The sequence below is a fragment of the Cognataquiflexum rubidum genome, from assembly GCF_022538115.1.
GTDB classification, from domain to species: Bacteria; Bacteroidota; Bacteroidia; order Cytophagales; family Cyclobacteriaceae; genus Cognataquiflexum; species Cognataquiflexum rubidum.
The window spans coordinates 32145-57797 of the sequence record NZ_JAKZAL010000025.1; the positions used below are offsets into that span (position 1 = coordinate 32145).

General features: G+C 42.1%; 23 protein-coding genes. 7 read left to right on the forward strand and 16 right to left on the reverse strand.

Annotation, left to right across the window (positions count from 1 at the left end; all coding sequences use genetic code 11):
* Nucleotides 1-9 precede the first annotated feature (9 nt).
* The 5 genes from MMU05_RS20060 to MMU05_RS20080 all read left to right on the forward strand — a co-directional run bounded on the left by MMU05_RS20060 (nt 10) and on the right by MMU05_RS20080 (nt 6511).
* The gene (locus tag MMU05_RS20060; protein ID WP_241143447.1) at nt 10-1560 is read left to right on the forward strand and encodes a contractile injection system tape measure protein; all 1551 of its coding nucleotides are present in this window, start codon (nt 10-12) and stop codon (nt 1558-1560) included.
* Nucleotides 1561-1573: 13 nt separating this feature from the next.
* Nucleotides 1574-2884, forward strand: coding sequence for an ATP-binding protein (locus MMU05_RS20065; protein ID WP_241143448.1), 1311 nt, complete (start codon nt 1574-1576; stop codon nt 2882-2884).
* Nucleotides 2885-2990: 106 nt separating this feature from the next.
* The gene (locus tag MMU05_RS20070) at nt 2991-4034 is read left to right on the forward strand and encodes an eCIS core domain-containing protein (RefSeq protein WP_241143449.1); all 1044 of its coding nucleotides are present in this window, start codon (nt 2991-2993) and stop codon (nt 4032-4034) included.
* 74 nt (nt 4035-4108) lie between these two features.
* Nucleotides 4109-6025, forward strand: coding sequence for an eCIS core domain-containing protein (locus tag MMU05_RS20075; RefSeq protein WP_241143450.1), 1917 nt, complete (start codon nt 4109-4111; stop codon nt 6023-6025).
* Between the two features lie 150 nt (nt 6026-6175).
* On the forward strand, nt 6176-6511 hold the full coding sequence (locus tag MMU05_RS20080) for a zinc ribbon domain-containing protein YjdM (RefSeq protein WP_241143451.1): 336 nt from the start codon (nt 6176-6178) through the stop codon (nt 6509-6511).
* Nucleotides 6512-6763: 252 nt separating this feature from the next.
* Here the strand turns inward: MMU05_RS20080 and rpiB are convergent, their stop codons facing one another.
* The 5 genes from rpiB to MMU05_RS20105 form a co-directional block, all read right to left on the reverse strand.
* Complete coding sequence (rpiB, locus tag MMU05_RS20085; protein ID WP_241143452.1) at nt 6764-7201, reverse strand: ribose 5-phosphate isomerase B; 438 nt, start codon at nt 7199-7201, stop codon at nt 6764-6766.
* On the reverse strand, nt 7194-8051 hold the full coding sequence (gene tatC, locus MMU05_RS20090) for a twin-arginine translocase subunit TatC (protein ID WP_241143453.1): 858 nt from the start codon (nt 8049-8051) through the stop codon (nt 7194-7196). The genes rpiB and tatC overlap by 8 nt, the downstream gene beginning before the upstream one ends.
* 15 nt (nt 8052-8066) lie before the next feature.
* Nucleotides 8067-9335 carry a serine hydroxymethyltransferase gene (locus tag MMU05_RS20095; RefSeq protein ID WP_241143454.1) on the reverse strand — a complete coding sequence of 423 codons (1269 nt, stop codon included), beginning with the start codon at nt 9333-9335 and terminating at the stop codon, nt 8067-8069.
* Nucleotides 9336-9672: 337 nt separating this feature from the next.
* The gene (locus MMU05_RS20100) at nt 9673-11940 is read right to left on the reverse strand and encodes a TonB-dependent receptor (RefSeq protein ID WP_241143455.1); all 2268 of its coding nucleotides are present in this window, start codon (nt 11938-11940) and stop codon (nt 9673-9675) included.
* Nucleotides 11941-12020: 80 nt separating this feature from the next.
* On the reverse strand, nt 12021-12383 hold the full coding sequence (locus MMU05_RS20105) for a hypothetical protein (RefSeq protein WP_241143456.1): 363 nt from the start codon (nt 12381-12383) through the stop codon (nt 12021-12023).
* A gap of 146 nt (nt 12384-12529) precedes the next feature.
* On the opposite strand from MMU05_RS20105, the gene MMU05_RS20110 reads away from it, so the two are divergent.
* On the forward strand, nt 12530-12904 hold the full coding sequence (locus MMU05_RS20110) for a UDP-glucuronosyltransferase (RefSeq protein ID WP_241143457.1): 375 nt from the start codon (nt 12530-12532) through the stop codon (nt 12902-12904).
* Here the strand turns inward: MMU05_RS20110 and MMU05_RS20115 are convergent.
* Nucleotides 12901-13131 carry a hypothetical protein gene (locus tag MMU05_RS20115; RefSeq protein ID WP_241143458.1) on the reverse strand — a complete coding sequence of 77 codons (231 nt, stop codon included), beginning with the start codon at nt 13129-13131 and terminating at the stop codon, nt 12901-12903. The genes MMU05_RS20110 and MMU05_RS20115 overlap by 4 nt on opposite strands.
* Before the next feature lie 141 nt (nt 13132-13272).
* Between MMU05_RS20115 and MMU05_RS20120 the strand changes: the two genes are divergently transcribed.
* On the forward strand, nt 13273-14178 hold the full coding sequence (locus MMU05_RS20120; protein WP_241143459.1) for an AEC family transporter: 906 nt from the start codon (nt 13273-13275) through the stop codon (nt 14176-14178).
* Between the two features lie 493 nt (nt 14179-14671).
* On the opposite strand, the gene MMU05_RS20125 is transcribed toward MMU05_RS20120, so the two are convergent.
* The 10 genes from MMU05_RS20125 to MMU05_RS20170 form a co-directional block, all read right to left on the reverse strand.
* The gene (locus MMU05_RS20125; protein ID WP_241143460.1) at nt 14672-17656 is read right to left on the reverse strand and encodes an AsmA-like C-terminal region-containing protein; all 2985 of its coding nucleotides are present in this window, start codon (nt 17654-17656) and stop codon (nt 14672-14674) included.
* A gap of 75 nt (nt 17657-17731) precedes the next feature.
* Entirely contained in the window at nt 17732-18529 is a 798-nt protein-coding gene (locus MMU05_RS20130; RefSeq protein WP_241143461.1) for an inositol monophosphatase family protein, read from the reverse strand.
* Nucleotides 18530-18697: 168 nt separating this feature from the next.
* Nucleotides 18698-19381 (reverse strand): 16S rRNA (cytidine(1402)-2'-O)-methyltransferase, encoded by a 684-nt coding sequence (gene rsmI, locus MMU05_RS20135; protein ID WP_241143462.1) that lies wholly within the window; start codon nt 19379-19381, stop codon nt 18698-18700.
* 1 nt (nt 19382) lies between these two features.
* Nucleotides 19383-19610 (reverse strand): 4a-hydroxytetrahydrobiopterin dehydratase, encoded by a 228-nt coding sequence (locus tag MMU05_RS20140; protein WP_113923288.1) that lies wholly within the window; start codon nt 19608-19610, stop codon nt 19383-19385.
* Nucleotides 19611-19622: 12 nt separating this feature from the next.
* A complete protein-coding gene (locus MMU05_RS20145) occupies nt 19623-19889 on the reverse strand; it encodes a DUF493 family protein (RefSeq protein ID WP_241143463.1) in 267 nt (88 codons plus the stop codon).
* Nucleotides 19890-19998: 109 nt separating this feature from the next.
* Nucleotides 19999-22113: a peptidylprolyl isomerase gene (locus MMU05_RS20150; RefSeq protein ID WP_241143464.1), complete on the reverse strand. Its 2115-nt coding sequence runs from the start codon at nt 22111-22113 to the stop codon at nt 19999-20001.
* A gap of 73 nt (nt 22114-22186) precedes the next feature.
* Nucleotides 22187-23485, reverse strand: coding sequence for a hemolysin family protein (locus MMU05_RS20155; protein ID WP_241143481.1), 1299 nt, complete (start codon nt 23483-23485; stop codon nt 22187-22189).
* Nucleotides 23485-23706, reverse strand: coding sequence for a hypothetical protein (locus tag MMU05_RS20160; protein WP_241143465.1), 222 nt, complete (start codon nt 23704-23706; stop codon nt 23485-23487). Before MMU05_RS20160 ends, MMU05_RS20155 begins: the two co-directional genes overlap by 1 nt.
* 2 nt (nt 23707-23708) lie before the next feature.
* On the reverse strand, nt 23709-24392 hold the full coding sequence (gene lptC / locus MMU05_RS20165) for an LPS export ABC transporter periplasmic protein LptC (RefSeq protein ID WP_241143466.1): 684 nt from the start codon (nt 24390-24392) through the stop codon (nt 23709-23711).
* On the reverse strand, nt 24350-25651 hold the full coding sequence (locus MMU05_RS20170) for a tetratricopeptide repeat protein (protein ID WP_241143467.1): 1302 nt from the start codon (nt 25649-25651) through the stop codon (nt 24350-24352). The genes lptC and MMU05_RS20170 overlap by 43 nt, the downstream gene beginning before the upstream one ends.
* Nucleotides 25652-25653: the final 2 nt, after the last annotated feature.

Here is a 25653-nt window from a genome sequence, read left to right on the forward strand (position 1 = left end):
TGAAATACCATGTCCGAAATCCAAAACCATAAAATCCATACAGCTTCCCTTCAGGTAGATTTTGAAGGGTTGGAAGAAGGATTGGGAGTGCAGGACAGTCTTGGTTTGTTGTTTTACGAAAAAATAAAACCTGCTTTAGAAAAAACTTTTGACAATTATGGAGATCCAAAAGCCACTATTGTCTTTGATAAACTTGAACTGGATTGTGGACATATTTCATATGAAAACTGGGAAGAGAACCTGGTAAAACAGGTTTTAATACAACTTGATGAAAATTTAAAGTCAGTATCAAAAGAGAAAAATGAAATCATTCCTGTTGGAAAAAAGGCTGAAGAAGTTTTTATCCATTTTCTTAAAAAAGGATATTTCCCTTGGAACAGTCCTTTTGCAAATCCTAGAGATTTGGAAGATTCGGTGGTTTTGGAACCTCCATTTTTAGAAAAACTCAGGTTTGTTTTTCTTAAGTCTCCGGCACTTCAAGAGCGTTTCTTTCATGCTTTTAGCTCCGATTTCATTTCAAAAGTGGTTTCAGGATGGAGTCTAAAATTACATCCTGATGTAACCAATTTGGTTTCTTTTCTAGATGGAGCCAATCTCCAAGAAGAATTATTTCAAGTATTGGTTCGTATTGATCCCGAGAAAAAACCATTTTCCTTAACCCACTTTCTTGAAAATCTGATCACCAATTTCTCTTTGGAAAATTTGACATATTTGGGAGAGTACTTGGCCAGAGAAGTTGATACGGGGAAGGAACTAAGAAAAGAAATGAAGACGTTGGTTCTTGAAACCAATCCACCCGAATTGCAAAGAAAGATTCCCCATCTAATGCAAAGTATCCAGAAAAGAAATCCTTCATTTTGGAAAGAAGTAGGCTTTTCACTTGAGGAAGTAGAATTTCTAAAAGGTGAATTCCTGCAGAAGAAAATAGGAAAACATAATTCAAAGCCATTAAACCAAAAGGACTTCCCCAAATCACAGCCTGATCCAAGACCAATGAAAAGACCAAATCCATCCCCCAATCAATTGGGATCAAAAGAACAGGAAGATCAGGAAATAAAAGAAGGAATATTTGTGGAAAATGCAGGTTTGGTTCTTTTGCATCCATTTTTGGCCGGACTCTTCGGCAACCTACAACTGACAGAAAACGGAAAGTTTGTGGCAGAATCCGACCAATCATTGGCTGCAAGGATGCTCCAATTTTTGGTATTTGGAGAAAATGAACTTTCAGAAAATTTCTACCCTCTCAATAAAATCCTTTGCGGGATGGGCGTTTCTCAAGTTTTGGGAGTGGAAATTGACATCAGTCAGGAGTTCAAAATTGAAGGTGAAGAATTGCTTCAGGCAGTAATTGGGCATTGGTCTTTCTTGAAAAACACAAGTATTGACGGTTTACGGGAAACTTTCCTGCAACGCAACGGCAAAATCAGCCGGGTAGAAAAAGGGTGGAAACTCCAGGTAGAACGAAAAACGGTAGATGTGCTTTTGGCCAAGCTGCCTTGGGGACTCGGTATCATCAAACTGCCTTGGATGAATGACATGATGTTTGTCGAATGGGAATAAAAATGCGCTGACTATGGAGGATTTAAAAACCATCATTGAGTTTTTGGAAGTCAGTTTGAAAAACCGGCTCGACAACTTTTTCCATAGTAAAATTTTGGAAGATCAGGATTCCACAGAATTGATTTTCGACACGCAAAGCACAGTGTCTAGATTAATCAGGCATTACAACTTGAATAAAGAGAATTTGCTTTTATTGTCTGCCGCCTTGGTTCCCCATATTGTTCCAGGATTTTTTGACAAGATCATTCGGGAATACCTTCCCCAAGGCGGGGATTTTCCTGAGTTTGGCGGGGTAAAACCAGAGCAGCATAGAGGCATGGTTCCCACGGGAGAAACCATTCTTTTTTTACTGGCGGGAATGGACATTCCGCAAAGGTTGAACCAACTCTCGATCTTTGATCAATCCAATCCATTGATCAAACACCGGATCTTATCATTGGAAACTGTCAAAACCGGAGAGCCAAGATTGAGCGGAAAACTGGTCATGGACCCCGAATACGTGGAAGTGATGACCACCGGAAAGATTTCCCTTCCCGCTTTGAGCATCAATTTTCCAGCAGAACACCTGCATTCTGAAATGACTTGGGAAGACCTTGTACTCCCGGATCAAGTCTGGCATCAGGTCAAAGAATTGCAGACTTGGCTCAAACATAAGGATACTTTACATTCAGATTGGGACCTGGGACGGAAGATCAAACCCGGGTATAGAGCTTTGTTTTACGGTCCGCCTGGAACAGGCAAAACCATCACTGCGACACTTTTGGCAAAGTATACCGGAAAGGAAGTATTCAGGATTGACCTTTCTATGGTCGTATCCAAGTATATCGGCGAGACCGAAAAGAACCTTTCAATGCTTTTTGATAAAGCCGAAAATAAAGATTGGATCCTGTTTTTTGATGAAGCAGATGCGCTTTTTGGAAAGCGAACCGGTGTCAGAGATGCGCATGACAAATATGCCAATCAGGAAGTTTCCTATCTGCTCCAAAGGATAGAAAGCTATAATGGCTTGGTGATTTTGGCCTCCAACTTCCGAAACAATATTGACACGGCCTTCATCAGGAGGTTCAATGCCATTATTTATTTTCCTGCACCCAAGGCAGACGACAGATTGGTTTTGTGGGAAAAATCCCTGCCAAGCCAGTTCAAAATAAGCAAAGAAAACGGACTCAGGGAAATCGCCGAAAAATACGAACTGACCGGCTCCCACATCATCAACATCGTCCAATACCTATCTCTGACTGCCTTAGAAAGCCGGGATTTTGTATTGACCAAAGACATGATGATAAAAGGAATAAAGAGGGAAATGGAGAAGGAGGGGAAGTAGCAAGAAAGATCATCATTTACAAATAAAAACGAAGGAAATGGAAGCGATAAAGGAGACTAAAAGGTCGAAAGTCAAGACAAATTCAAATGGAAAAAATCCCTTTTTCATGGGTAATCCATTTCAGGAAAAGTTGAAAATAAGCCGACCAAATGACCAGCAGGAAAAAGAATCGGAAAAGATGGCCGGGCAGGTGATGAGGACAGTTCACGAAAATAAAAAAACTGAACCAAGCTCTCATTTCGCTTCTGAACTCAAAACCAACCCAGGAAGGGGTGGCACACTTTCTCCTCAAACCAAAAGGCAAATGGAAAGTGCCTTCGGTAGCGATTTTTCCGGCGTAAAAATCCATTCTGATGAACAGTCCACCCGGTTGGGAAAGGAAATCAACGCAAAAGCTTTTACTGTTGGCTCGGATATTTACTTTCAAAAGAAATATTTCAACCCAAAAGATGGCGTGGGAAAAAGACTTTTGGCGCATGAACTCGTCCATACCCTGCAGCCAAATGCGTCGAGCAGTTTTTCTATCAAAAGAGAAGGGGAAGAACAAAAAGATAAGGCTGATGACAAACCTAAGGTTGAAACAAAAGTGGAGGTCGCTACAGAATACAAAGAAGGGGAAATCAAAGGAAAGACAACCACCACCAGGTCAGGGGAAGAAAAAGTGACCGATGCAATTACTGCCAAGGCTTCAGAAAAAACTTCAGGCGATACCGTGAGCACTTCCGCAGAACTTGTGGCAAAAGACAAAGCTTCGGGAATTTCTGCCACCGCAGGAATCAAAGCGGAGGAAACTCCCTTGGACCTCTCCAAGCCCGATAAAGCAAAAGCCTATTTCAAAGTAAATGGAAGTTGGACACTATTCGATTCAAAACTCAAACTGGACTCGGGGATTACAGCCGAAACGGACTTCAAAAATTCCCCCTCCCTGTCTGTGGATGGAAAAGCGATATTTTTTCCAAATGGCCGTCTGACACCGGAAATCGCAGGAAAATTTCTTTTGGACGAACAGGGTCCTTCGGGACAAATTACACCCGGAGTTTCCCTCAAAATCACTGACATGCTCTCCGCGAAAGCTGGAGTTCCGATAGACATTGGATCTGATGGAAAAGTAAAGGCAGGAGTAGGATTGGGTCTTGTGTTCAAGTTTTAAAGAAATTCCTGCTAAATCATACCCATGAATTATAAGGCAAATAGATAACTCATTCAACTTAAGAAGAAATATAAATGGAGGCTGTACAAGAAAATAAGAAATCTCATTCTAAGCCAAAAGTTCTTGGAAAGGAATCTTTTTTTTCTGCAACACCTATCCAGACCAAACTTAAAGTAAACCAACCCGGCGACAAATATGAAGTTGAAGCAGACCAAGTCGCTGAACAGGTAATTCAAAAAATCTCGGCTTCGGAAAGTGATACTTCCTCACCTAGCCAAAAAAATGAACCCTTCATCACCCCCAACCCAACATCAGTCCATTTAAAGGGTAATTCAGATGATGAAAATTTGAGCCAAACATTGATGACGAAGAGGACAAATGCCGAAACGCCTGTGGTTTCCTCAAAAACATCCTCTCAACTTTTTACTTCCAAAGGAGGTGGAAATCCATTGCCCAAAAATACCCAGTCAGAAATGGAACAAGCATTTGTGACGGATTTTTCCAAAGTCAAAATACATACTGATACCTCTGCCGCTACGTTGAGCAAAAACCTAGGTGCTATGGCTTTTACGCATGGCGCAGACATTTACTTCAACTCAGGAAAATTTGATCCTGATAGCCAAAGCGGTAAGAAGTTATTGGCGCACGAACTGACGCATTTCATCCAAAAATCAAAAGAGATACAGAGAGATCCTGATGAGGATGCAAGGAAAAAGGAACAAGAGGCAATTGCTAAGCTTAAATCCGAAATAAAGACAGCCTTTTCCCTCAAATCAGTTGAGGATGAAACCTCCACTTGGACTTTGGAGGAATTGAGAATCACGAAGGAGGCGATCGCAAACATTCCAAATGAAGATATCCATGCTCTAAAAGACGTAGTTCTGAAACGTGTCTCCAGTTTGGGTGGAAAAACCGCAGGTCAATTTTCTTCTCAACAATCGGTAAATGATACAACGGTAACCGACGAATATGAGCTTTCATTGGCAGATTTGAATTTTAAACCGGGAACTCCGGAAGTGGAGCAAAAAAGATTGGTGCAACACGAAGTCGGCCATGCCATTGCTACATTTCCAAGCAGGCAGGCTAACTTGGCTTCTAACAAAGCTTTGGCAGAATATAACACCAAGATAAACAAGGAAAATGAAAGTAGTATCACCTTTACTATGGCCAACGATGAAATGAACCTTGCTGTTGATGAACTTACCAAAAAGGTGGAAGAGTTTAACAAAGAGTCAGAACCTACAATAAAGAAACAATTGAAAGGTGAAATGGATGCCTTGAGGAAGATAGCAGACCAAAAAAGAACAGAAAGAACAAAAAATGAGAAATTATTAAAAGCTGACGAAGCAGCTACAAAAACTGCCAAGACCGCTTCAGACAAAAAAGAAAGTGAAGCCAAAAAACACGGCATCAGCCAAACAGACCTCGATGCCATCGATCAAAGCACTTCCACAGCCAAGTCAAACCATGACAAAGTCCTGTCAAAGGCAATTGGAGGTGTCACTAACGATATGAAAAATCTGGGAGAAGCCGTACAATACCTGACATCAGTACAAGCCCTAAGCACCGAAATTGAAAATTTCCATTCCCAAACCAAGTCCAGAGAAAAATCCGAAGCCGAGGTAGAAAGCTATATTGTTGGTGTCGACAAGAAAATGGAAGAAAGAATTCAAGCATTTGAATCATTGTCAAATACTGACGCCAAGCATGCAATTTTGATGACATTGGCCCCTGTGGAGCAGGAACAGGAAAAATTCTTTCATGCTGCAAAGGCAAACGCATTGGCACATGAAAGGTCGGCGAGGGTTCAAAAATTTGTGGCATTTGTAGAATTAAAGAACATTCCCCCGATTTCGGATTACGCTCAAGAGAATTGGCCGCATAAACCAGAGGAGTTCTATGCTGAGGCTTATTCCTTTTGGACTTCAGGAAAATTGAAAGCTGTTTCTCCAGACCTTCAAAAGTGGTTTGATGAAAAAAAATACAAATAACCCTAATCAAAGAAGGATTCTTAAGCTAGCGGGATTTGAATGAAAACCCGATCGAGAATATTACCATAGTTTTATTTGACCAGGGGTGGACCTATCCATATTATTTTGTAATTTCTCTATTCTATCCTATTCTTCCCTTACCTTCACCCTATGGAAAATCTACCCCCTTGCCCGGCCTGCAAATCTGAATATACTTACGAATTGGATGGCAAATTTGTCTGCCCGGAATGTGCTTTCGAATGGGAGGCAGAGGAAACCGTTGTTGAAGAAGGACTTGTGGTGAAGGATTCCAACGGGTCCATTTTGGCAAATGGGGATTCAGTGACCATCATCAAAAATCTACCTGTCAAAGGTGCCGCCCATCCCATCAAAGCCGGGACAAAAGTCAAAAACATCCGCCTTGTAGAAGGTGACCACAACATCGACTGCAAAATTGAAGGATTCGGTTCCATGGCCTTGAAGTCTGAGTTTGTCAAAAAGGCTTGAAAGGAAGTATGAGTTACGAATTACGAATTACGATTTACGATTTACGGACATTTTTCTAGCATTTGGGCATTTTTAGTATCTCGGTGGGTTTTAAAGGAATCTTGGTAAAACCTGGATTGAAGTCCAATTGAAGCGGCAATGGACTGTCGACCGTGGTCTGTGGTCAATTCACTTTTTTTCCACCGTCTATGGACTATCAACCATGGACAATGAACAAAAAAACATCCTCCCCATTTTCATGAGGAGGATTTGTTATTTACAGGCGATCTTATTCACCCTTGTGGCATGTCTACCACCTTCAAAATCTGTCGTCAGGAATATATCCGCAAGCTTGGCTGCCAAATCAAAAGGAATAAACCGAGCCGGCAAAGCCAAGACATTGGCATCGTTGTGTTGTCTTGCCAAAGCTGCCAAATCCTCATTCCAGCAAAGCGCTGCCCGTATTCCCTGATGTTTGTTGGCAGTGATGGCAACGCCATTGCCGCTGCCACAAATGAGGATTCCCTGCTTGAATTCACCATCTTCGATGGCATTACATAATGGATGGACAAAGTCCGGATAATCTGCTGAAGCGGCCGTATATGGACCAAAATCTTTGACCTCATAGCCCGCAGATTCCAATACTTTAATCAGCTCGGTTTTATATTCAAAACCGGCATGGTCTCCTGCTATGGCGATTCTTTTATCCATTGTCTTTGTATTTCAGGTTGTCTTCCAATTCTTTTTTGGCTCGTTGCCTTTCGAGTCTTTTTGCTACCTGGATTCCGACTTCGTAAAGCACCAAAATCGGCATGGCAATCAAAACCTGACTGATGACATCCGGCGGGGTAATCAATGCAGATAGGATCAAAATCACCACGATAGAATGCCTTCTATATGCTTTCAACATGGCTGCTGTAACCAAACCTGACATTGAAAGGAAATAGATAACGACAGGAAGCTGAAACATGATGGCAGACGCCAACACGAGCATACTCAGTGTACCTATATAAGAAGTAATGTCAAATTCATTGAGGATACTTGGATCCAACTGGTAATTGGCCAAGAAGTTAATCGAAAGTGGCGCAAGGATAAAATACCCAAATGCGGTTCCCAAGAAAAACAACAGGCTAACAAAAAACACCGCACCGCGGGCGGCCTGTCTTTCTTTAGAATACAGTCCTGGTGCGATAAATTTCCAAACTTCCCAAAATAAGTAGGGAAATGAAACAATCAGGCCTACAACCATACTAGAGGTCAGGTGCATGGAAAACTGTCCTGTCATCTGCCTGCTTTGGATGGTAAATGGAAGGGTATCGATACACAAAGGTGGTACGTTAAGGTAATCAGAAATCTGGCAAAGCACCCTATAAGTGATGAAGTCTACCTTAGAGGGACCAAGGATGACAATACCGAAAACAAATCCTTTTGCAAGAAATGCTGCAACGGTAAATATTAATATGGCTGCAGCAGAGCGCAGCAAGTGCCATCTCAACTGCTCCAAATGGTCCAAAAAGGACATGCCTTCTTCTTCCTCTTCTTTATACTGATCTAAGGCCACGCTTTTTTAGGATAATTAATACAATGGAAACTGAACCATCCAGTCATTGACTTCGGATTTGATTTTGGCCAGTTCAGCCTCATCACTGTGGTTTGTCAGTGCCCTGTCAATAAGTGATACGATTTTGCGCATGTCCGCTTCTTTTAACCCCCGGGTGGTGACCGCAGCAGATCCAACCCTCATTCCTGAGGTGACAAAAGGCGATCTGGTATCAAAGGGAACCATGTTTTTGTTGATAGTGATATCTACTTTGCCGAGAGTTTCTTCAGCCAATTTACCTGTCAGGTCTTTATTGCGAAGGTCGATCAGCATCATGTGGTTATCAGTTCCGCCTGAAATGATTTGGTATCCCAAACCTACAAAAGTATCCGCCATGACAGCTGCATTCTTTTTGACCTGAAGGACATACTCCATGTACTCATCAGAAAGTGCTTCTTCAAAAGCGATGGCTTTGGCTGCAATGATATGTTCCAATGGACCGCCCTGTGTTCCTGGGAATACGCCTGAATCCAAAAGGGAAGACATTTTTCTCAATTCACCTTTAGGCGTCTTCAACCCAAATGGATTGTCAAAATCATCACGCATCAGGATCAATCCACCTCTTGGTCCGCGAAGGGTTTTGTGGGTGGTAGTAGTCACGATATGACAATACTCCAATGGATCATTCAAAAGTCCTTTGGCTATCAATCCTGATGGATGTGAAATATCTGCCAATAACAAAGCGCCGACTTGGTCCGCAATGTCTCTCAACCTCTCATAATCCCAATCGCGGCTATAGGCCGAAGCGCCACAAATCAACAATTTTGGTTTTACTTCCAATGCCTTGGCTTCCACTTTGTCGTAATCGATGACTCCGGTTTCTTCCTCTACGCCATAAAAATGCGGCTTGTATAATTTCCCCGAAAAATTAACTGGGGAACCATGGGTCAAATGCCCTCCATGTGAAAGGTCGAAACCCAAGATCGGATCACCGGCATTGAGCACTGCCAAGAAAACAGCAGCATTTGCTTGTGCTCCGGAATGCGGCTGCACATTGGCCCAAGTAGCCCCAAAAAGCTCCTTTGCCCTGTCAATTGCCAATTGCTCGATCTGATCTACAATCTCACAACCTCCATAATACCGCTTGCCGGGAAGTCCTTCTGCGTATTTATTGGTCAGTACTGTACCTGCTGCTTCCATCACCTGCTTGCTGGTGAAGTTTTCTGAAGCAATCAATTCAATTCCGGTTTTTTGACGGTTTTCCTCTTTGGCAATTAGGTCAAAAATAGCCTGATCTCTTTTCATGGGGATATTTTAATAGGTCGGCCAAAATTAGTTTTATTCAATGGATTATCCAATGGAATATAAAATGAATATCTCCTCAAATCTGCAATAAGGCCTTGATTTGAATAAACCAAAAACCCTCTGATTGCAAATCAAGAGGGCTTAATTAATGGGTTTATGTTAATTTAAAATTTATGTTCGAAATATGATAGTAATATTGAATTTCAACTTAATTCTTGGCATGAGACTGAAATGCCCGGTACATCGGTCTTCCGACTTCGTTCCGATAGCTATCGGAATTCCGTCCTGCCTGCAGATGAATAAAGGCTACTGACAAAGAAGCGGGTAACCACTTAACTTAAAACGGTATCCTCACATTCAATGCAATATTCCTTCCCATCTGATTGACACCAAAAGGTCTGAAAAGAGATAAGTGATCCAAATAAGCTTTGTTCAACAGGTTGGTTCCGCTGACATAGACATCCACCGTATTGTTCCCCACTTTCAGATTTCCTCCGATATTCATTCCCAAAAGGAAATAACCCGGGGTTGCTTCTTCCAAAGGTGCTGCTCTTTCCTGGTCAAAAACCAAAGATCCCAAAACGCTGATGTATGGTTTTTGAAGAATTCCGATGTCATTTATTCTGAAATCTACATTTTGATTCCATCGGAACGCTGGGATGTAGGGAAGGTAGCTCAGGTCATTTGTTCTCTGACCGATGACCATCGCATAGGACGTTGAGCCGCTGATCCATTTGACCGAAGTAGGCTGGATATCCAATTCGATTTCTCCTCCATAAAGTCTAGCGTCTGCCTGCTCAAATGACCATATATCCAAATCCTGCTGAACTTCTCCTGTCGGGGCAAAGAAAATATAATTGTTGATGTTATTGTAGAAAACTTCTCCGGAAAGCGCGAATCCTTTGCCGCTGTACCGAATACCAAAGTCGGTCTGGATGTTTTGCTCTCTTTCAAAAGAGGCATTTCCTTTTTCAAATCTTCTTGTGCCAGGATGTACCCCATTCGAAAATAGCTCAGCCAAATCCGGCGCCCTGAAACCCTGGGCGATGTTTAACCTGAATCTCCATTTATTATCCGGTCGAAAAGTCGCCCCACCGCTAGTGGTCACACCATCGAATGTCCTCTCGAGCTTCCTGTCTTCAGGTTCGCCCGGTAAGATAAATCCGAAATCAATGAAATGTGGCGCACTTGCATCCACATTCACTTTTCTGTAATCATATCGTAGGCCACCTTGGATGACCCATTTGTCTTTGTTGTAATTCAAAAGACCATAGACCGATCGGTCGTCTTTTCTTGCGTCAGGGATAAGGAATTCCAATGCATCATCGTAGTTGATGGTATTGAGCACAAAGCCCTGAACGCCAAAAATTGCTTCCAAATGAGGATTGAGGGTCTTGAAGTACTTAAGATCGTACATGATATTGGTCTGGTTCAATCCCAAATCAACACTTTCAGGGCCAGATTCCAATTCTTCTCTGAGGTTCTTATGCAATCCAAAGGTAGCTTTGAACTTGTCCTCACCCAAAAACACATTGGTCTCTGAGGAAATAAAGTGGTCAGTGACATTTTGATAAGGAACCTGTGTTTTGCGGTCACCTCTAAAAGTTGCAAGCTCATCTATCCCATTTTCATCCAAGATGCCAAGCTTCTGCTTCATGTAAGTGTAGCGGAGTCTTGTATCTCCCCATTTCTTTTGAAGTCCCACTCCTCCTTTGAGGTTTTGGGTATTGAATCTGGTATTGCCCATTGTCCGGCCATCCCCGTCAATGTAATCTGCATGGGATTCCAAAGCACCGTTCATAGACCAAACAAAGCCATTCTCAGCAGCTCCTTTGACACCGACTTCAGATCGTAAACCAAGGTTATTGCTGTATCCCCGCAGGTTGACATAGCCATCTACATCACCCTTGGCAGCATCATTTTCCTCAATGAGGTTCACAACACCTGCCATCGCACCTGATCCATAGATTAAAGAAGCGGGGCCTTTGATCAACTCGACATTGCCAATTCCTGTCTCTGTCAATCCCAAACCATGGTCAGCACCCCATTGTTGGTTTTCAAATCTTCCTCCTTGGTATACTGACAACACCCTACTGAAAGAAAGTCCTCGGATGACAGGTTTGCTGATACCGGGTCCCAAAGAGATTTCATTCACGCCCGGGGTTCTGGTCAATGCCGTCATCAAACTTGGTGAAGGCATTTTGAGAATTGCCATCCTGTCAACTTTTTCGATGCTGATGGGAGAACTTTCCTTGCTCATGATATATGCCCCCGAAATCACGACTTCATCGATATTGGTCGTAGATTCCTCCAATTGGATCACAACAGCCTTCCCTGCGGTATTTGGCCTCACAGTTTGCACTTGGGTGGAATACCCTATATAGGATATTTGGAAGGTTATATTTTTTTCCGGCAGGGAAGTGATTTTAAAATTTCCTTCGAGGTCAGTGACCACTCCGCGATTGAGTTCGGGAACGAAAACTGAAACACCCGGCAAAGGGGAATTGGTATTTTTATCAAGGACTCGTCCTGTGATGGTAAGGTCTTGTGCTGCCAATACCCCGACGGAAATCAGAGTAAGGGCAATAACGAATAGTAGTCGCATTGCTTAAATTGCTTGTAATTTGAAATAAATTAAAATAGGGAATTTAGAAAGGTAAGAACCTACCTTTCAAGAAATAAAAATCAGGCAATAGCAGGGGGGCCCCGGTGGTCAAATCCAAGCTGGACTTGGGAGAAAAATTCTACTGAGGCAAAGGATGATTCAAAACTTTGGTCAAAAACAATCGATTCAGGAACAGGAACTTCAAACTGATAAACAATATAATCAGCATGTGCGAGCAGATCCAGGATGATCAGTTCTTCTTCTGTATGCCCATGGTCAGGTTGGGATTCCTGTTCGAAAGATAAAATCGGATGAGCATGGGTAATGATCTTTCCGTTCAACTCATGAGAGTGAAAAAACAACACACCATTAGCCAAAATGCTGAGCATCAATGCCAAGCTGAAATGACTGAGGAATGGGACTATGTCGCGGAATTTTTTCACTTATTTCAATAATTCAAACAGATAACGCAAATATATATAAGATTGTTAATCAAAAATTACCATTCATAATTTTATTCCCTGTCGAATTATATTTTTAGAATAGCCTAAAAAACAACCTTTTGCCATATTTTGAGTAGTTTTCCGACATGGTTGATTTCAGATTCAGACCCGAAACCTATTTTGAAGCCGAGCTTACATCGGTACTTTTGATCAGGCTTGATTTTCCTGAAAGTCAGTGGGGGGAAGTAATAAGTATCTATGCCAACCTTTTGGATGGGATGATCCACTATGAAGCAGTGGATTTTTATGGCAATGACATCAATCTGAGTCCTTCCAAGAGCTTTGAGACTTTGTCCACCCAGGAAGTGATTTTTATGATTGAAACTATGGAAACGGATTGGGACAGTGCATCGGGAAATATGGGATTGACGCTATTGGGAATCCCCGAAGTAGAGAGCAAGTATTATCCTGATCTTAAAGAATACTTTTCCGAAAAGAGGAAAGGTTTTGGGCTGGATTAAAAATCCAGAATCGTCTCGTAAGCACGAGTGAGTGAATGATAGGTTCTGAACCAATACTCATATGTCTCAAAAGAGATACAATCACTGATCTCCATTCCCTGAAAATTTACTTTCTTGATGCTGTTGGAAGGAAGCCAGCTCCTCAGGTCATTGGCCTGATCGATGGTGAGTTGGGAGAGTTGGACGATTCTTTTTCCTTCGATGACTAATGGGATCAATTTCATCATTGCTCAGTTATTACCTTACAAATGAAAAGCAATAGATCTTAGAATCGGTTAATTGTAAATTACGATTATGTTAACTTTAGAATTTACTTCTATTTTGATTTCAATTAGTCATCCTGTTCAAAAGCTTTGGCACCTTAGTACATGGTAAATATCATCCTCATTGTTGTTTTTTTGGTTTTGGGCTTTTTCTTGCAGCGGTTCAAATTTGTCCCCGCAAATACCTCCAAGTACCTGAACAGTTACCTGATTTACATAGTCCTACCAGCTTTGGCATTGCGGTATTTACCCAAAATCGATTTGCGGACAGAGTTATTGTTGCCGGTAGCCGCGGCATGGATTGGATTTGGGCTTTCTTGGTTGATTTTTGGAACACTCGGTAAAAAGTACAATTGGGGAAATTCCATTACAGGTTGTCTGGTGATTACAGCAGGCTTGGCAAATACCTCTTTTGTGGGAATCCCAATCATACAGGCTCTTTATGGGGAGGAAGGTGTCAAAATTGCCTTGCTGATAGATCAGGCCGGGTCATTCATTATTGTCAGCAGCGTGGCAGTCATCGTGGCATCGATTTACAGTGTCGGCAAAAAAAGGAAGAGAGACATCACCAGAAAAATTCTCACATTCCCACCCTTTTTGTTCTTTTTGATCGCCTTTGGGCTTAATTTTTATGGTCTTGAGATCGGAGGAAGATTTGATGCATTATTGCAGGTCATAACAGCTACTTTGACTCCTGTGGCATTGACTTCTGTAGGTTTGCAGGTCAAAATGGACTTTGCCGCATTGAAGTCAAAGTTTCTCTGGTATGGACTAACCTACAAACTTATCCTGATTCCTTTGGTAATTTTGCTTCTTTTCAAGTATGTGTTCCGATTGGAAGGTTTGATTTTGCAGGTATCGGTCATGGAGGCTGCCATGGCCCCGATGATTACGGGCTCGATCATTGCCATCACCCACGACCTCGAACCCAAACTTGCTTCTCTCCTTGTGGGAATCGGAATTCCGCTTTCATTTTTTACCCTCGCTATCTGGTATTTTATATTGTCTTAGTAGCTGACAATTAACCAATAACGTTTAATGCTGGTTTGGTAGGTTTCGGAATTGCCCACCTAAAGGCGGGTACATCATATTCCGTACCTAAAGGCACGGAAATCCACTGAAATTTTTTCTACCAATATTTTGTCCCTAAAGGGACAGTGACTTCAACCAAATAATACCTAGAATCACTTGCTTTCAATCAGAAGGATTATTGAATAGAAGTAGGTCAAAATGACCTCGACTTCGCTCGGCCACCGGATTTATGCTAATAAAGGAAGGGGAGGAAAATGCGGCTTCGCCGCATTTTCCTCCCCTTCCGTACCCGACACTGAGCGAAGTCGAGGTGAACATTAATAAATTTGGTTACCGATAAGAAAGCGGATATACAAATAAATTTTATACCTCAATCTAAGTTTGTAAAGTAGGGTTAACCAAATAACCTTTAACCAAATACTTGTACTGAGCGCAGTCGAAGTAACCAAACAACCCTTAACCAAATCCCCAATTAATCCAACCTAGTAGTATCCGGCTTGGCTGGTTTTGGCTTTAATAATCCCCTCAGGACTTTTTTGGCCTCGTCTGCAGCTTTGGTTTTGGTTTCTTCTATTTTCTTATCGGCTTCTTTCTTCACACTGTCTTGGAGTATATCTGCTTTGAGCTTCAATTCTCTTTTTAGACTGTCCTCTGCCGCTTTGAACTGTTCTGTGACTTCCTGTTGGATAATTGCGGTTTCATTGCTTACCCTTGATTTGAGCGCAGTGGCCAACAGGTTTTCAATGCTATTGCCACCGGCCAAACCTACCTTAGGCGCGTTGTAAGTGCCACCAAGACTGACGGCTACAGGAATAATCGTGGATTCGCTGACTTCATTTCCTGAAATGGCAGCAAGAAGGGTATTGGCTTGGGTACCAAATTTTCCAGCAGGAACTTGCATATTGATCAGGTATTTGATCGTTCCATCAAATCCTGTACTGCCTTGGATATTGGCTTGGTAATCCCACAGCTTCACATCAAACGGCTTCACGTCCAGGACGCCGTTATTGATATCGATTGGAATAGAAAGGTTTTTGAATTGGATGGTATTCGTATCATTCAACTTGGTAAGGCTTGTTATCCCTTGGATGATCGGACTGTCTTTCAAGGCGGCTTCCGCGATTTTCAATAGACCTTTACCATCCAAAGAAGAAAGAATCGGCATCATATCCTGTCCCAATTTTCCTGAAAAAGCCAAAGTGGAGTTGAAATTTCCTGTCAGATGCTCGGCAATCGGAGCAAAGGCCTTGATTGTATTGAAGGATTGGAAGGCCTGGGGAATACTGAGATTCGCAAGGTTCAGGTTAAAATCAAACTTGGGTTCTGACAAATCTGTAGGGTCATAGGAACCGTTCAGTGTCATTTGACCACCCAATGTACGCATGGATGCATCAGAAAATCTGAGGATGCCCTCTCTTAGGGACATGTTTCCTTTTACGTCTTTCAGGGAAAGGTTGTCATAGACAACTTCCACCGCAGCGACTGACATGGAGAAGTCTATGTTTTTTGGCAATTCTATCACGGTCAATGCAGCTGTATCGGCTGTAGTCGATTCCGTCATCCATTCATTGACATTGAACTTGCTGGAATTCAGACTCAGCTGACCTTTCAAAGTCTCGCCCTCCTTCAGGAAATAATTCATGTAGTTGGAAAGGAAGCCCGTGGCCTGAAGTGGACTTTGACCCACTTGGGAATCAAACTGACTTAACGTTATTCTGTCAGGAGAAAAATCGGCTTTGGCCTGATTGATCTTAATACCTTGCGGAATATCGGCAGAGGAAAATGCAAAACTGCTCACACCCACATTTCCACGGGTATTCAATTTGTCGTATCGTCCTTCCTCCACGTCTTTGTAGGAACCTTTGGTTTGGATGTCAGCCTGAATTTTCCCTTCCATTTTCATTCCTTCCATCGGGAAAATGGTTAGTATCTTACCCAAATCAACTGTTCCGTTGAGGGCTCCGTCCCAATTGAGCAGGGTAAAGTCATTGATTTTCATGCGGCCATTGATTGCTTCATCTTCCAATTCAAATCCAAACTGACTCAGGTCGACCAAAAAGTCATTCATGTTACCGGATGTATTGATAACAGATGCATTGATGTTGAGTTTGTCAATTGGTGCCGGATAGTCAGTACTCTTGATATAGCCATTGCTGAGCAACATTTTGATGTCCAGGTTGGGGATGATTTTGGCTGCTGAGTCATACCTGCCTTTGGCTTGTGCATTGACATCTAAGAGCCCTTTGAGTTCCATTCCTTCAATCGGAAATATGGATGTCATTTCCTCTAGGTTAAGCTTTCCTTGCAGTACCCCATCCATGTCATAGCTCTTTAGATTGGCCAAAAAGAAACGCCCCGAAATCGGATTGCTTCCAAAATCAAGGTTGAAGGTGGGGATATTGACGATGGTATTGTCCAGGTTGTCAGTTTCGTTTTTGACTTGCATTTCGATGTTTACATTACTCACGGGACGTGGCAGATCCGGATATTGGAACATCCCGTCTGCTACATTCAGCGATACATCAAAGGCGGGAAAGCTGGTTTCATTGTAAATACCTTTTACAAATCCTTGAAAATCCATAGTACCGGAAGTTTTCAAATCTGCAAAACTATCCGTATAGATGCCCGGAACCAAAGACAGGATGCTTTTGAAAGTATTGTCTTTGCCGCCAAAGGATAGGGCAATTTCAATATCCTCGGCAGGCATGGCAATGAATCCCTTCATATCAAAAAGAAAGTCATTGAGTGCAAATTCCCCTTCACCGAAGGCAAACTTCATATTGGCCATGTCAATATTCATGGTGGTTTCTCCCTTGAACTGCTTGTTGGTAAGGTAATCGGTACCCTCATAGGCAATGTCAGCGATCAAAGCTTCCATTTTTATTGGCAAATCGTAGACATCAGCAGTAAAATCGCCGCTTCCTTCGAGGTTGATATTTCCCAAAGCCATGAAATATTGTAGGGATCTGTCATCATAGATCAGGTCAAAATCCTTCACCTGAATCAGATCAACAGCAACCTGAAAATTACTTTCTACTACCGTATCTTCTTCAGAAGGATAAGTGATGTCATAGTTGGCTGTGCCATCTTCCAAAACCTTTACAAAAAGACTACCTCCATCTAAATGGATTCCGGTGAGTGTAGGAATATCTCCAAACAACACCGACTTCAGATTGAAATCCACTTGGAGTTTGTCCATATGCACCAAAGTGTCACCCCGGAAAGGTTCATTTCCGACAATTCCAAATTGCTCTACAGTAGCGGATATGTGTGGGAATCTTTTGAAAATGCTCAGGCTAACATTGTTGATGTCATAATAAACCTGCGCGTTGACCGAGGAGGCGATTTCTCTTTCGATTCTTTCTAAGATTTTTCCTTTAAAAACAAAAGGCAAAGCGAAAAGAGAAACCAGTAAAAAAATAAAAATACCGAGTATGATGAGCAATGTCTTTTTCATAATAGATTGGATTAAGGCAATCTTAATAACGGAGGAAAATGTATTTTGGATTCCTTTTGGAAGAACCCAACTTTCCTATTTTTTCCAGATTTTTTGGATATCTCTGCCTAGTTCGTTGTGGACTAGACCATTGGTAGCTACAATTTTCTTACCAAAAAGGAAATCATCACCCATCTCAAAGTCAGAAACCCTTCCTCCGGCCTCTTGGATGATGATGATTCCTGCCGCCACATCGTAAGGCTTCAGGTCATATTCAAAAAATCCGTCGAACCTGCCACAAGCCACATAACACAAGTCCACAGCCGCACTTCCCATCCGTCTCAGGCCGTGACATTTTTCCATCAAAAGCCTCAAAACTGCCAGGTAATTATCTATTTCACCAAAGGCACTGTATGGAAAACCGGTACCGATCAGACTTTCTCCCAAGGTTTTTGCTGGGCTGACACTGATTTTCTTTCCATTACAATATGCCCCGTTTCCTTTGAATGCCGAAAAGCATTCGTCGAGGTTAATCTCATATACCACACCAAGAACAACCTCTTTTTTATATTTGAGACCAATACTTACTGAAAAAACCGGGAGGCCATGGATGAAATTGGTCGTTCCATCCAAGGGGTCGATGATCCATGTATATTCTTTTCCGTTGGTTGACCCCGTTCCTTCTTCGGTTATAAAATCCGCCTCAGGCAAAATCCGGCTGAGTCGGTCAACAATAATTTTTTCGGCCTCTTTATCCACGTAAGATACAAGGTCGTTCAGCCCTTTTTGCTCGACTTTATTGAGGTCAAAGGATTGTCTTTCTTGGCGGATAAATGCACCGGCTTCCTTGGCGACTTTTTCTGTTTGTTGGAGGATTGGTAAGAGGTTAATCATGGTGGCGAGATTTTATGGTCAGGGATTTTTTAAAGTTAAACTGGTAAAAGTAGTCAAGGATTGAAAATCCGGGCAAATATGTTTCTGCAATTTTTAATTCAAAACAATTGGGAAAAAAGTCTGTCGAAGGAAATTATCTTCCACCGATTTGTGGGAGGATATCTTTGTCTATTTCCCTTGAACCACAAGTACAATCTCACCTTTTATCGGATGCTCTTTGTAGTAGGCGACAAGTTCCTGAAGGGTTCCTCTGACATTTTCCTCATAGATCTTAGTAAGCTCCCTCGATACGCTTGCCATTCTGTCCGGACCAAATGCCTCGGCAAACTGCTCCAAGGTCTTCATCAGGCGGTGAGGAGATTCGTAGAATATCATGGTGCGGGATTCTTCCAGCAAAGATTCTATCCTTGTCTTCCTCCCTTTTTTGTGGGGAAGAAACCCTTCAAAGGTAAACCTGTCGTTTGGAAGCCCTGAGTTGACCAATGCGGGCACAAAAGCTGTAGCGCCGGGAAGACAGTTGACTTCAAGCCCTGCGTCCTTAGCCGCCCTTACAAGAAGAAATCCGGGATCTGAGATCCCCGGCGTCCCGGCGTCACTGACCAAGGCAAGCACTTCTCCACGCCTCATCCTGTCGACTAATTTTTCAACAGTTTTATGTTCGTTGAAAATATGATAACTCTGAAGCGGACGGTTGATTTCAAGGTGTTTCAATAATTTTCCGGTAGTACGGGTATCTTCAGCCAAAATCACATCAACTGATTTCAATACTTCAATTGCCCTGAGTGTAATATCCTTGAGGTTGCCGATAGGCGTGGGAACCAGAAAAAGGCTAATCGTCTTTTCTTCCGACATACTAAATCTTGTCTATGGCCTTGGCGAGTTTGTGGTCCTTTTCGGTGACAATGTCTCCTGCATCATGGGTGTTGAGTTCTATGGTGACAGTATTGTAGACATTGCTCCAATTGGGATGGTGATTTTGTGCTTCAGCTAAAAAAGCCACCCTTGTCATAAAAGCAAAAGCTTCCTGAAAATCTTTGAATTTGAAAGTTTTACTCAGACAGTTGTTTTTTTCGGTCCACATGGTTTGAATGGTTTAAAGTGATATTACGCCTTCGATCTTCGAAGCCTTTTCATAAATGTCCAAAATTGAATCGCTGTTTGGCATCAGGGCCTTGATAGTAGCGGAGACATACTTTCCTTGGGAGGAATGTTTTAAGGTCATTTTATTATTAGGCAATAATGCGGCCACTTGTGATTCCCTGCCATTGGGAACAATAAATTTGAACATATACAATGTAGGGAAAGTGGTCTGAGCTTCAAGTTTGTCTTTGAAAGCCTGCCTGTCAAATGTGTCTTTCATCTTTCACGAATTTAAGGGATTAACACCACACAATAAAAATAAAATCCTTGTCCATAAAAAAACCCGCAGGAAGTCCTACGGGTTTTGTTTTAGATTTCTGATTGATGGATCAGAAAAACTTATATCTGAAATCTTTTACGTCTGCGAGATCTTCCAATGCCATCATGATCATATAAGCCGTCCTTTGTGACGCGCTCAGGGTCAATTGGCTTTGGTATGAATTGTAGCTAGCAACATCCGTCGCAGGAGTTAAGTTGTTCAATTTAATAACAATGATTCCTACATCTTCGTGGACAGGCTTGCTGATGGCTCCTGTGGTTTGCAATCCAAAAGCACCACCGATTGCCTTTGGAGCATATCCTACGCCCGGAAGAACAGATGCGTTCATTCTGAGGTCCGGAGATTTATCCAAAGAGGCTTCGTTAGGAAATACAGATTGCATTTCTTCCAATGTGGTTTTTCCTGCAAGTTTTCCTTTGATGATTTCTGCTTTTTTGTCATTTCTGACTTGGGTCAATACCTGCGGTTTCACCTGATCAAGGGTAGCAGTACCTTCTTCATATTTCTTTTTAAGATTGGCCACGATGTAAGAATTGTCCAATTCAAACACTGTAGAAACAGCTCCTTCAGCCGCATCGTTAAATGCCCACCTTACGACTTCTCTTGCACTTTGAAGGTTGTTCAAGGTTCTGGCAAATGCATCAACATTATTTGCCTGGATGATTCTGTATCCTTCTTTCTCTGCATTGGCAGTGAATTCGGCAGCATTACCGGCACTTGAGGCAAATGAATCAGCTCTTCTGAATACATCGTTTCTTGTCACATCGCTTGGACCCAACTCCAATTCGATGGAAGCGATTTTATAAGAAGTGGACTGAGGCAAATCAGTGATAGAAATGATATGGTAACCGAATTCGGTTTCAATAATTCTATTGATCAACCCTGTTGTTTTGGCAGCGAAGGAAACGTCTGCAAAAGCATCCACAAAGTCTGCTTTGGCAAACCAACCGAGGTCACCGCCTCTTTGTGCTGTTCCATCCTGACCGTTTTGTGCTGCAGCTGTAGCGAAATCAAGACCATCCTGAATTTCTTTCAAAACCCTTTCAGCATTCAGCTTCACCTCTGCTTTGGCATCTTCGGACAATTCAGGACCAGCGCTGAACAAAATATGGGAAGCTCTCATTCTTGGAGTTCCCTCAAATTTGGAAGTCACCTTATGGGTAATGTAGGAAGACCTGTTGGTCAAGAATGGACCATAAGTCTCACCCACCTGAATATCGTCAACATTGGAAGTCAGTGTATTTGGAAGTTCTTCCCCCGGAGCAACCACCGCAAATGGAGATTGGCCGTCTGAGTTACGGATAGCAAAGGCTGAATCAGCATCTGAGTTCCTGAGTTCTTCAGTCAGTTTTTTGATCTCTGCAATGACTGCAGCGGAATCTTCTGAACTTGGTATCAGGTCAAAACTCACATATTCCAAATCAGCTGCATTCTTGACCTTGAATTTCTCTGGATATTTGGAAATGTAGGCTTTCAATTCACTGTCAGAAACTTCTACTGCTGAATCTGAAATAGCATAAAAAGGAATGAACAAGTGATCCACATCGGCGATGCTGTTTGCCATTCTGTGCTCTAACTTTCCTTCTTTCGAATTGGCATATTCGGAAGTCGAAAGCAGGTTGTCATACTTGATTCTCAATCTTCCTTTGGCAAACAACTTTTCTTGCTGTTCCCAAAAAGCAATCTGCTCAGGTCCGGCTGTTTCGAGTGATTGCAAAAAGCTGATGAGCTGTGACCTGTCAAACTCCCCTGTGGCAGGATTGGTCAATTGTTGTCTTAACTCAGCGATGATGTTTTTGCCCTGAACCATATCCACCAATTCGGCATCGGAGATTGTCAGACCTAAGGCCTCGTACTGCTCTGCAAATACCTTGTCTACGATCAAGGCCTGCCAGGCCTGTTCACGCAAAGTACTCATTTCATTTTCGGAAGGAGTTCTTCCTGTATTTTGTTGGAATGAGATTTTGATCTCTTCGATCTTTCGGATGTATTCCTCATAGGAAACGTCTTCACCTGCAATCTCTCCCACATTGTTTGCGCTACTACCCAATAGGGTAGAATTAGGGCCCAATAGATCCCCTCCAACGAGGAAAAATATCAATCCAACTGCTATAACACCGATTGCAAGACCTGTTCTTTGTCTGATTTTTTTAATTAAAGCCATTCTCCTGTTTTTTGAAGTGCCGCAAAATAATTCAATCTACCTGTAAATTCAAAATAATATCACTGTCAATAAATTACTTATTGGATTCCGCCCCGAAATGTATCTTGATTTTTACTGTTTCTATCCTATGATCTAGTTTTGAAACTATAGTAAAAGTATATGATTCAAAGGTAATAGACTCCCCTTTTTGCGGAAAGTCCTCTTTAAGAGAGATAATAAATCCTGCCAAAGTTTCGAAATCTCCGTAAGGAAGATCCCATCCATATTTTTCATTTAAATAATCTATTTCATGTCTCGCACTCAATAAATACTCATTGTCAGAGAGTTTTTGCTCAATCAGATCATCCTGATCGTACTCATCCTGGATCTCTCCGAATATTTCTTCTATGATATCTTCCATGCTGACGATCCCGCTCGTCCCTCCAAATTCATCTACCACCAAGGCAAGGCTTTTTCGGTCTTTTATAAATTGGATCAGGAGTTCATTGGCCAAGGCGGATTCGGGTACGATGATGATCGGAGTCAGGATATCGGAGATCCTTTTGGGTTTTTTGAACATCTCCAATTGGTGGCAATATCCAATCACATCATCTATGGATTCTTTGTACACGATGATTTTTGAATGCCCGCTTTCGGCAAAAACCTGCTTGAGATCATCCATTGAATCCTCTATATCCACAGCCACGATATCTGTACGGGGTACCATACATTCTCTAACCCGGATGGTTTTGAACTCTATAGCATTGTCAAAAATCTTTGCGTCCAAATCCACTTTCACATCCTGCCCGCTGTGGTGCAGGCTGTTTTTGATAAAGCTGTTCAGATCTGTCACCTTAAATACCGGCTTGTCTTCACTGTAATCAAGCCTCAACACTTTGGTGATAAACAGCCTTGACATCCCTACTATCAACCATACCAAAGGGTACATCAAAAAATAAATAAGCTGAAAGGGTAAGGAAAAAAAGGATAACAAGCTGTTTGGGTTGAGCATGAAAATACTCTTGGGAAGAAACTCGCCTGTAATCAAGACAATTATGGTAGACAAGATGGTCTGAATGATGACCACATTTGCTTGGTTGTTAAAGTTTGCAGGGAGCCAATAATTAAGCCAGGTAATTATCTCCGGCTCCAGCAAATAGGCCATAAAAATACCGTACAAAACGAGTGCGATCGTATTCCCGATAAGGGTTGTTCCGATAAATTGCCCCGGCTTTTTGACAAAAGTTGAAAGCACCCTGCCTGAAACGGATCCCTGTTTGCTCTGAAGCTCTATCTGTAGTCTGTTGGCAGACACAAAAGCCATCTCCATACCTGAAAAAAAGGCGGAAAAAAGCAAGGTGATGATAACGTAAATGAGGTATTGTGACTCTATCATTTTGATTTTCGGCTTTTTACTTTATTGACGGGGACTTGCTTCTCTTCTCCTGATTTTATGGTTGCTTCATTTTTTCTATACCTGTACCAAAACAGTAAGGCTACTGCAAACATGAAGACCGGATAAGAACTGATCAGTCCCGAGGTTATCGTCAGATGGGTACCGATGATTACCAAAGCAGCGGCAAGTGACAAGAGTAAGAAGTCCGGTAATTTCATGCTTAAATTCCTTCTCCAGGGAGAATGGTCCTGCTGTTGGTTACTTTAAATAGCTTGTATTCACTGAATTTGTCATCTGACTCCATTCCGGTACCATTGAAGATGGTTTCCTTTTCTTGGATGGTGACAAATTTCTCTGTGTAAATTTTCTTTGCATTGGGATCCCAAAACAACTCCTCAGAGGATAGCTTTTGATCCTTTTCGGTATTATGCACCCTCACATCCCCCTCGCCCCTGTAGATATTTTTGGTCCTGTCAAAAAATCCCTTATCCGCACGCATCGTGGTGATGGTATTCCCTTCTTTGTCAAAAAAGGAGATGTCTATTCCTTCAGGAAACTCAAGGTCCCCTGTCGCAAACTCCATTTGTTTTTTGGCCTTGACATGGGTCCTGATGATCGTGGAATCACTGTGGAAAAGCTCAACATCAAAAGCCAATCCCACAGGTCCTTTGTAAGTCTCCAAAATACTGCTGTCTACTTCCTCACCACAGGAAAACACGCCGAGCAGAAGGAACAGGATAAGATATTTGAAGCCACCAATAAAACTCATGGCTACAAAGATAAGAAAGATTGGTAAATCATCGAGGACATAAAAAAAGGCAGCCTTTTCTGACTGCCTTTTGTGTTTATATTTTGGAAGGATTAATCCCTTGTCGCCAATGTAACGGTCTCTCCGATCCAGCATCCTACCGTAATTGTTTCACCGACCTGTCTGCTTTCGGTAAACAATTCTTCTCTAGACGGGAATCTTGCTCTTGCTTCTCCCATTCCCTTGGAATCTCCTGCTCTTGAGTAGGCATTGTATGCGGCAATATATACTGCCTGATCTTCTACCCTACTTACTCCTCTTCTACAATCTGCAGAAGAACTCATGTACATTTCAGCGATAAGCTTCCATGCTTCTTTGGCTTTTTCAGCATCTAATTTGGCTGCTGAAAGTGCTTCAGTTCTTGCGGAGCTTTTCTTACCTGAAAGAGCATGAACTTTTGCGAGTTCGTAGTGAACGTCTGCTTTTTGGACATCATTCTCAGCCAGACCCAAAGCTTTTTCCAAAACCGGTAATGCTTTTTCATATTCCCTGTTTTGCATATACCTCATTGCTCTCACTTGTGAGGTAGCAAAAGTAGGTTTTTGGTTATCAATGACTTCCAATGCTGCAAGGAATGAATTTGAGCCATAACACTTATACTTGACAGAATAATCAAAAATCTTTTGTGCCATAACCATATTGGTCGGGTCTGCAGTAAGCCTTGGACCAAGTGTGTTTTCGATAAATTCACAATCAATAAGCTCCATTGCTACGACCAGCTGCTCTAGAGTGCTTTTGGGAGCAGAAATGTCTTTTCCGTTAGCCTCGGCTTCCGCCAACAAAACATTTAGCTTTTCATATCTTTCTAACAATTCGACTTTAGTAAATGCTTTGTTGTATGCATTATGTCTATACACCAAATCAAAATAAGCAGCCACCAGATTGATGGTATTGAAAGTTCCATTTAATTCAACCACCCTGTCAAAGACTCCAAGTGCCTGACCTAATTTGGCTTTATCGCCTTTATAGTAATTGTAATTATAATAGGCCTTATTTTCTATCCACTTTGTTTCGTTGTCATAATTTTCTTTCCTGAGGTCGAAAATTGTGATGACAGAATCCTGATAAATTCTCTTTTGCGCTGCATCTGTGGTAGCTGCTGCTGCACCATTGTATATAGTCACACCGTTGATATAGATGGATTCATTGAGCTTTGGGGTGTTGACGAGCAACCAGTTAAGGGGCTTGGTCGCATCGACAAATTGCTCTGATTTCATGTAATCCACATAGGCCGCATTGTATTCACGGGCTTTCACTTCCAATTGAGGATCTGAAGGCCAATTGAATTCCTGAGCTTGGGCCATTCCTACAAGTCCGAGGGTAAGTAATCCGAAGAGGGCGTTTTTAAGTTTCATAT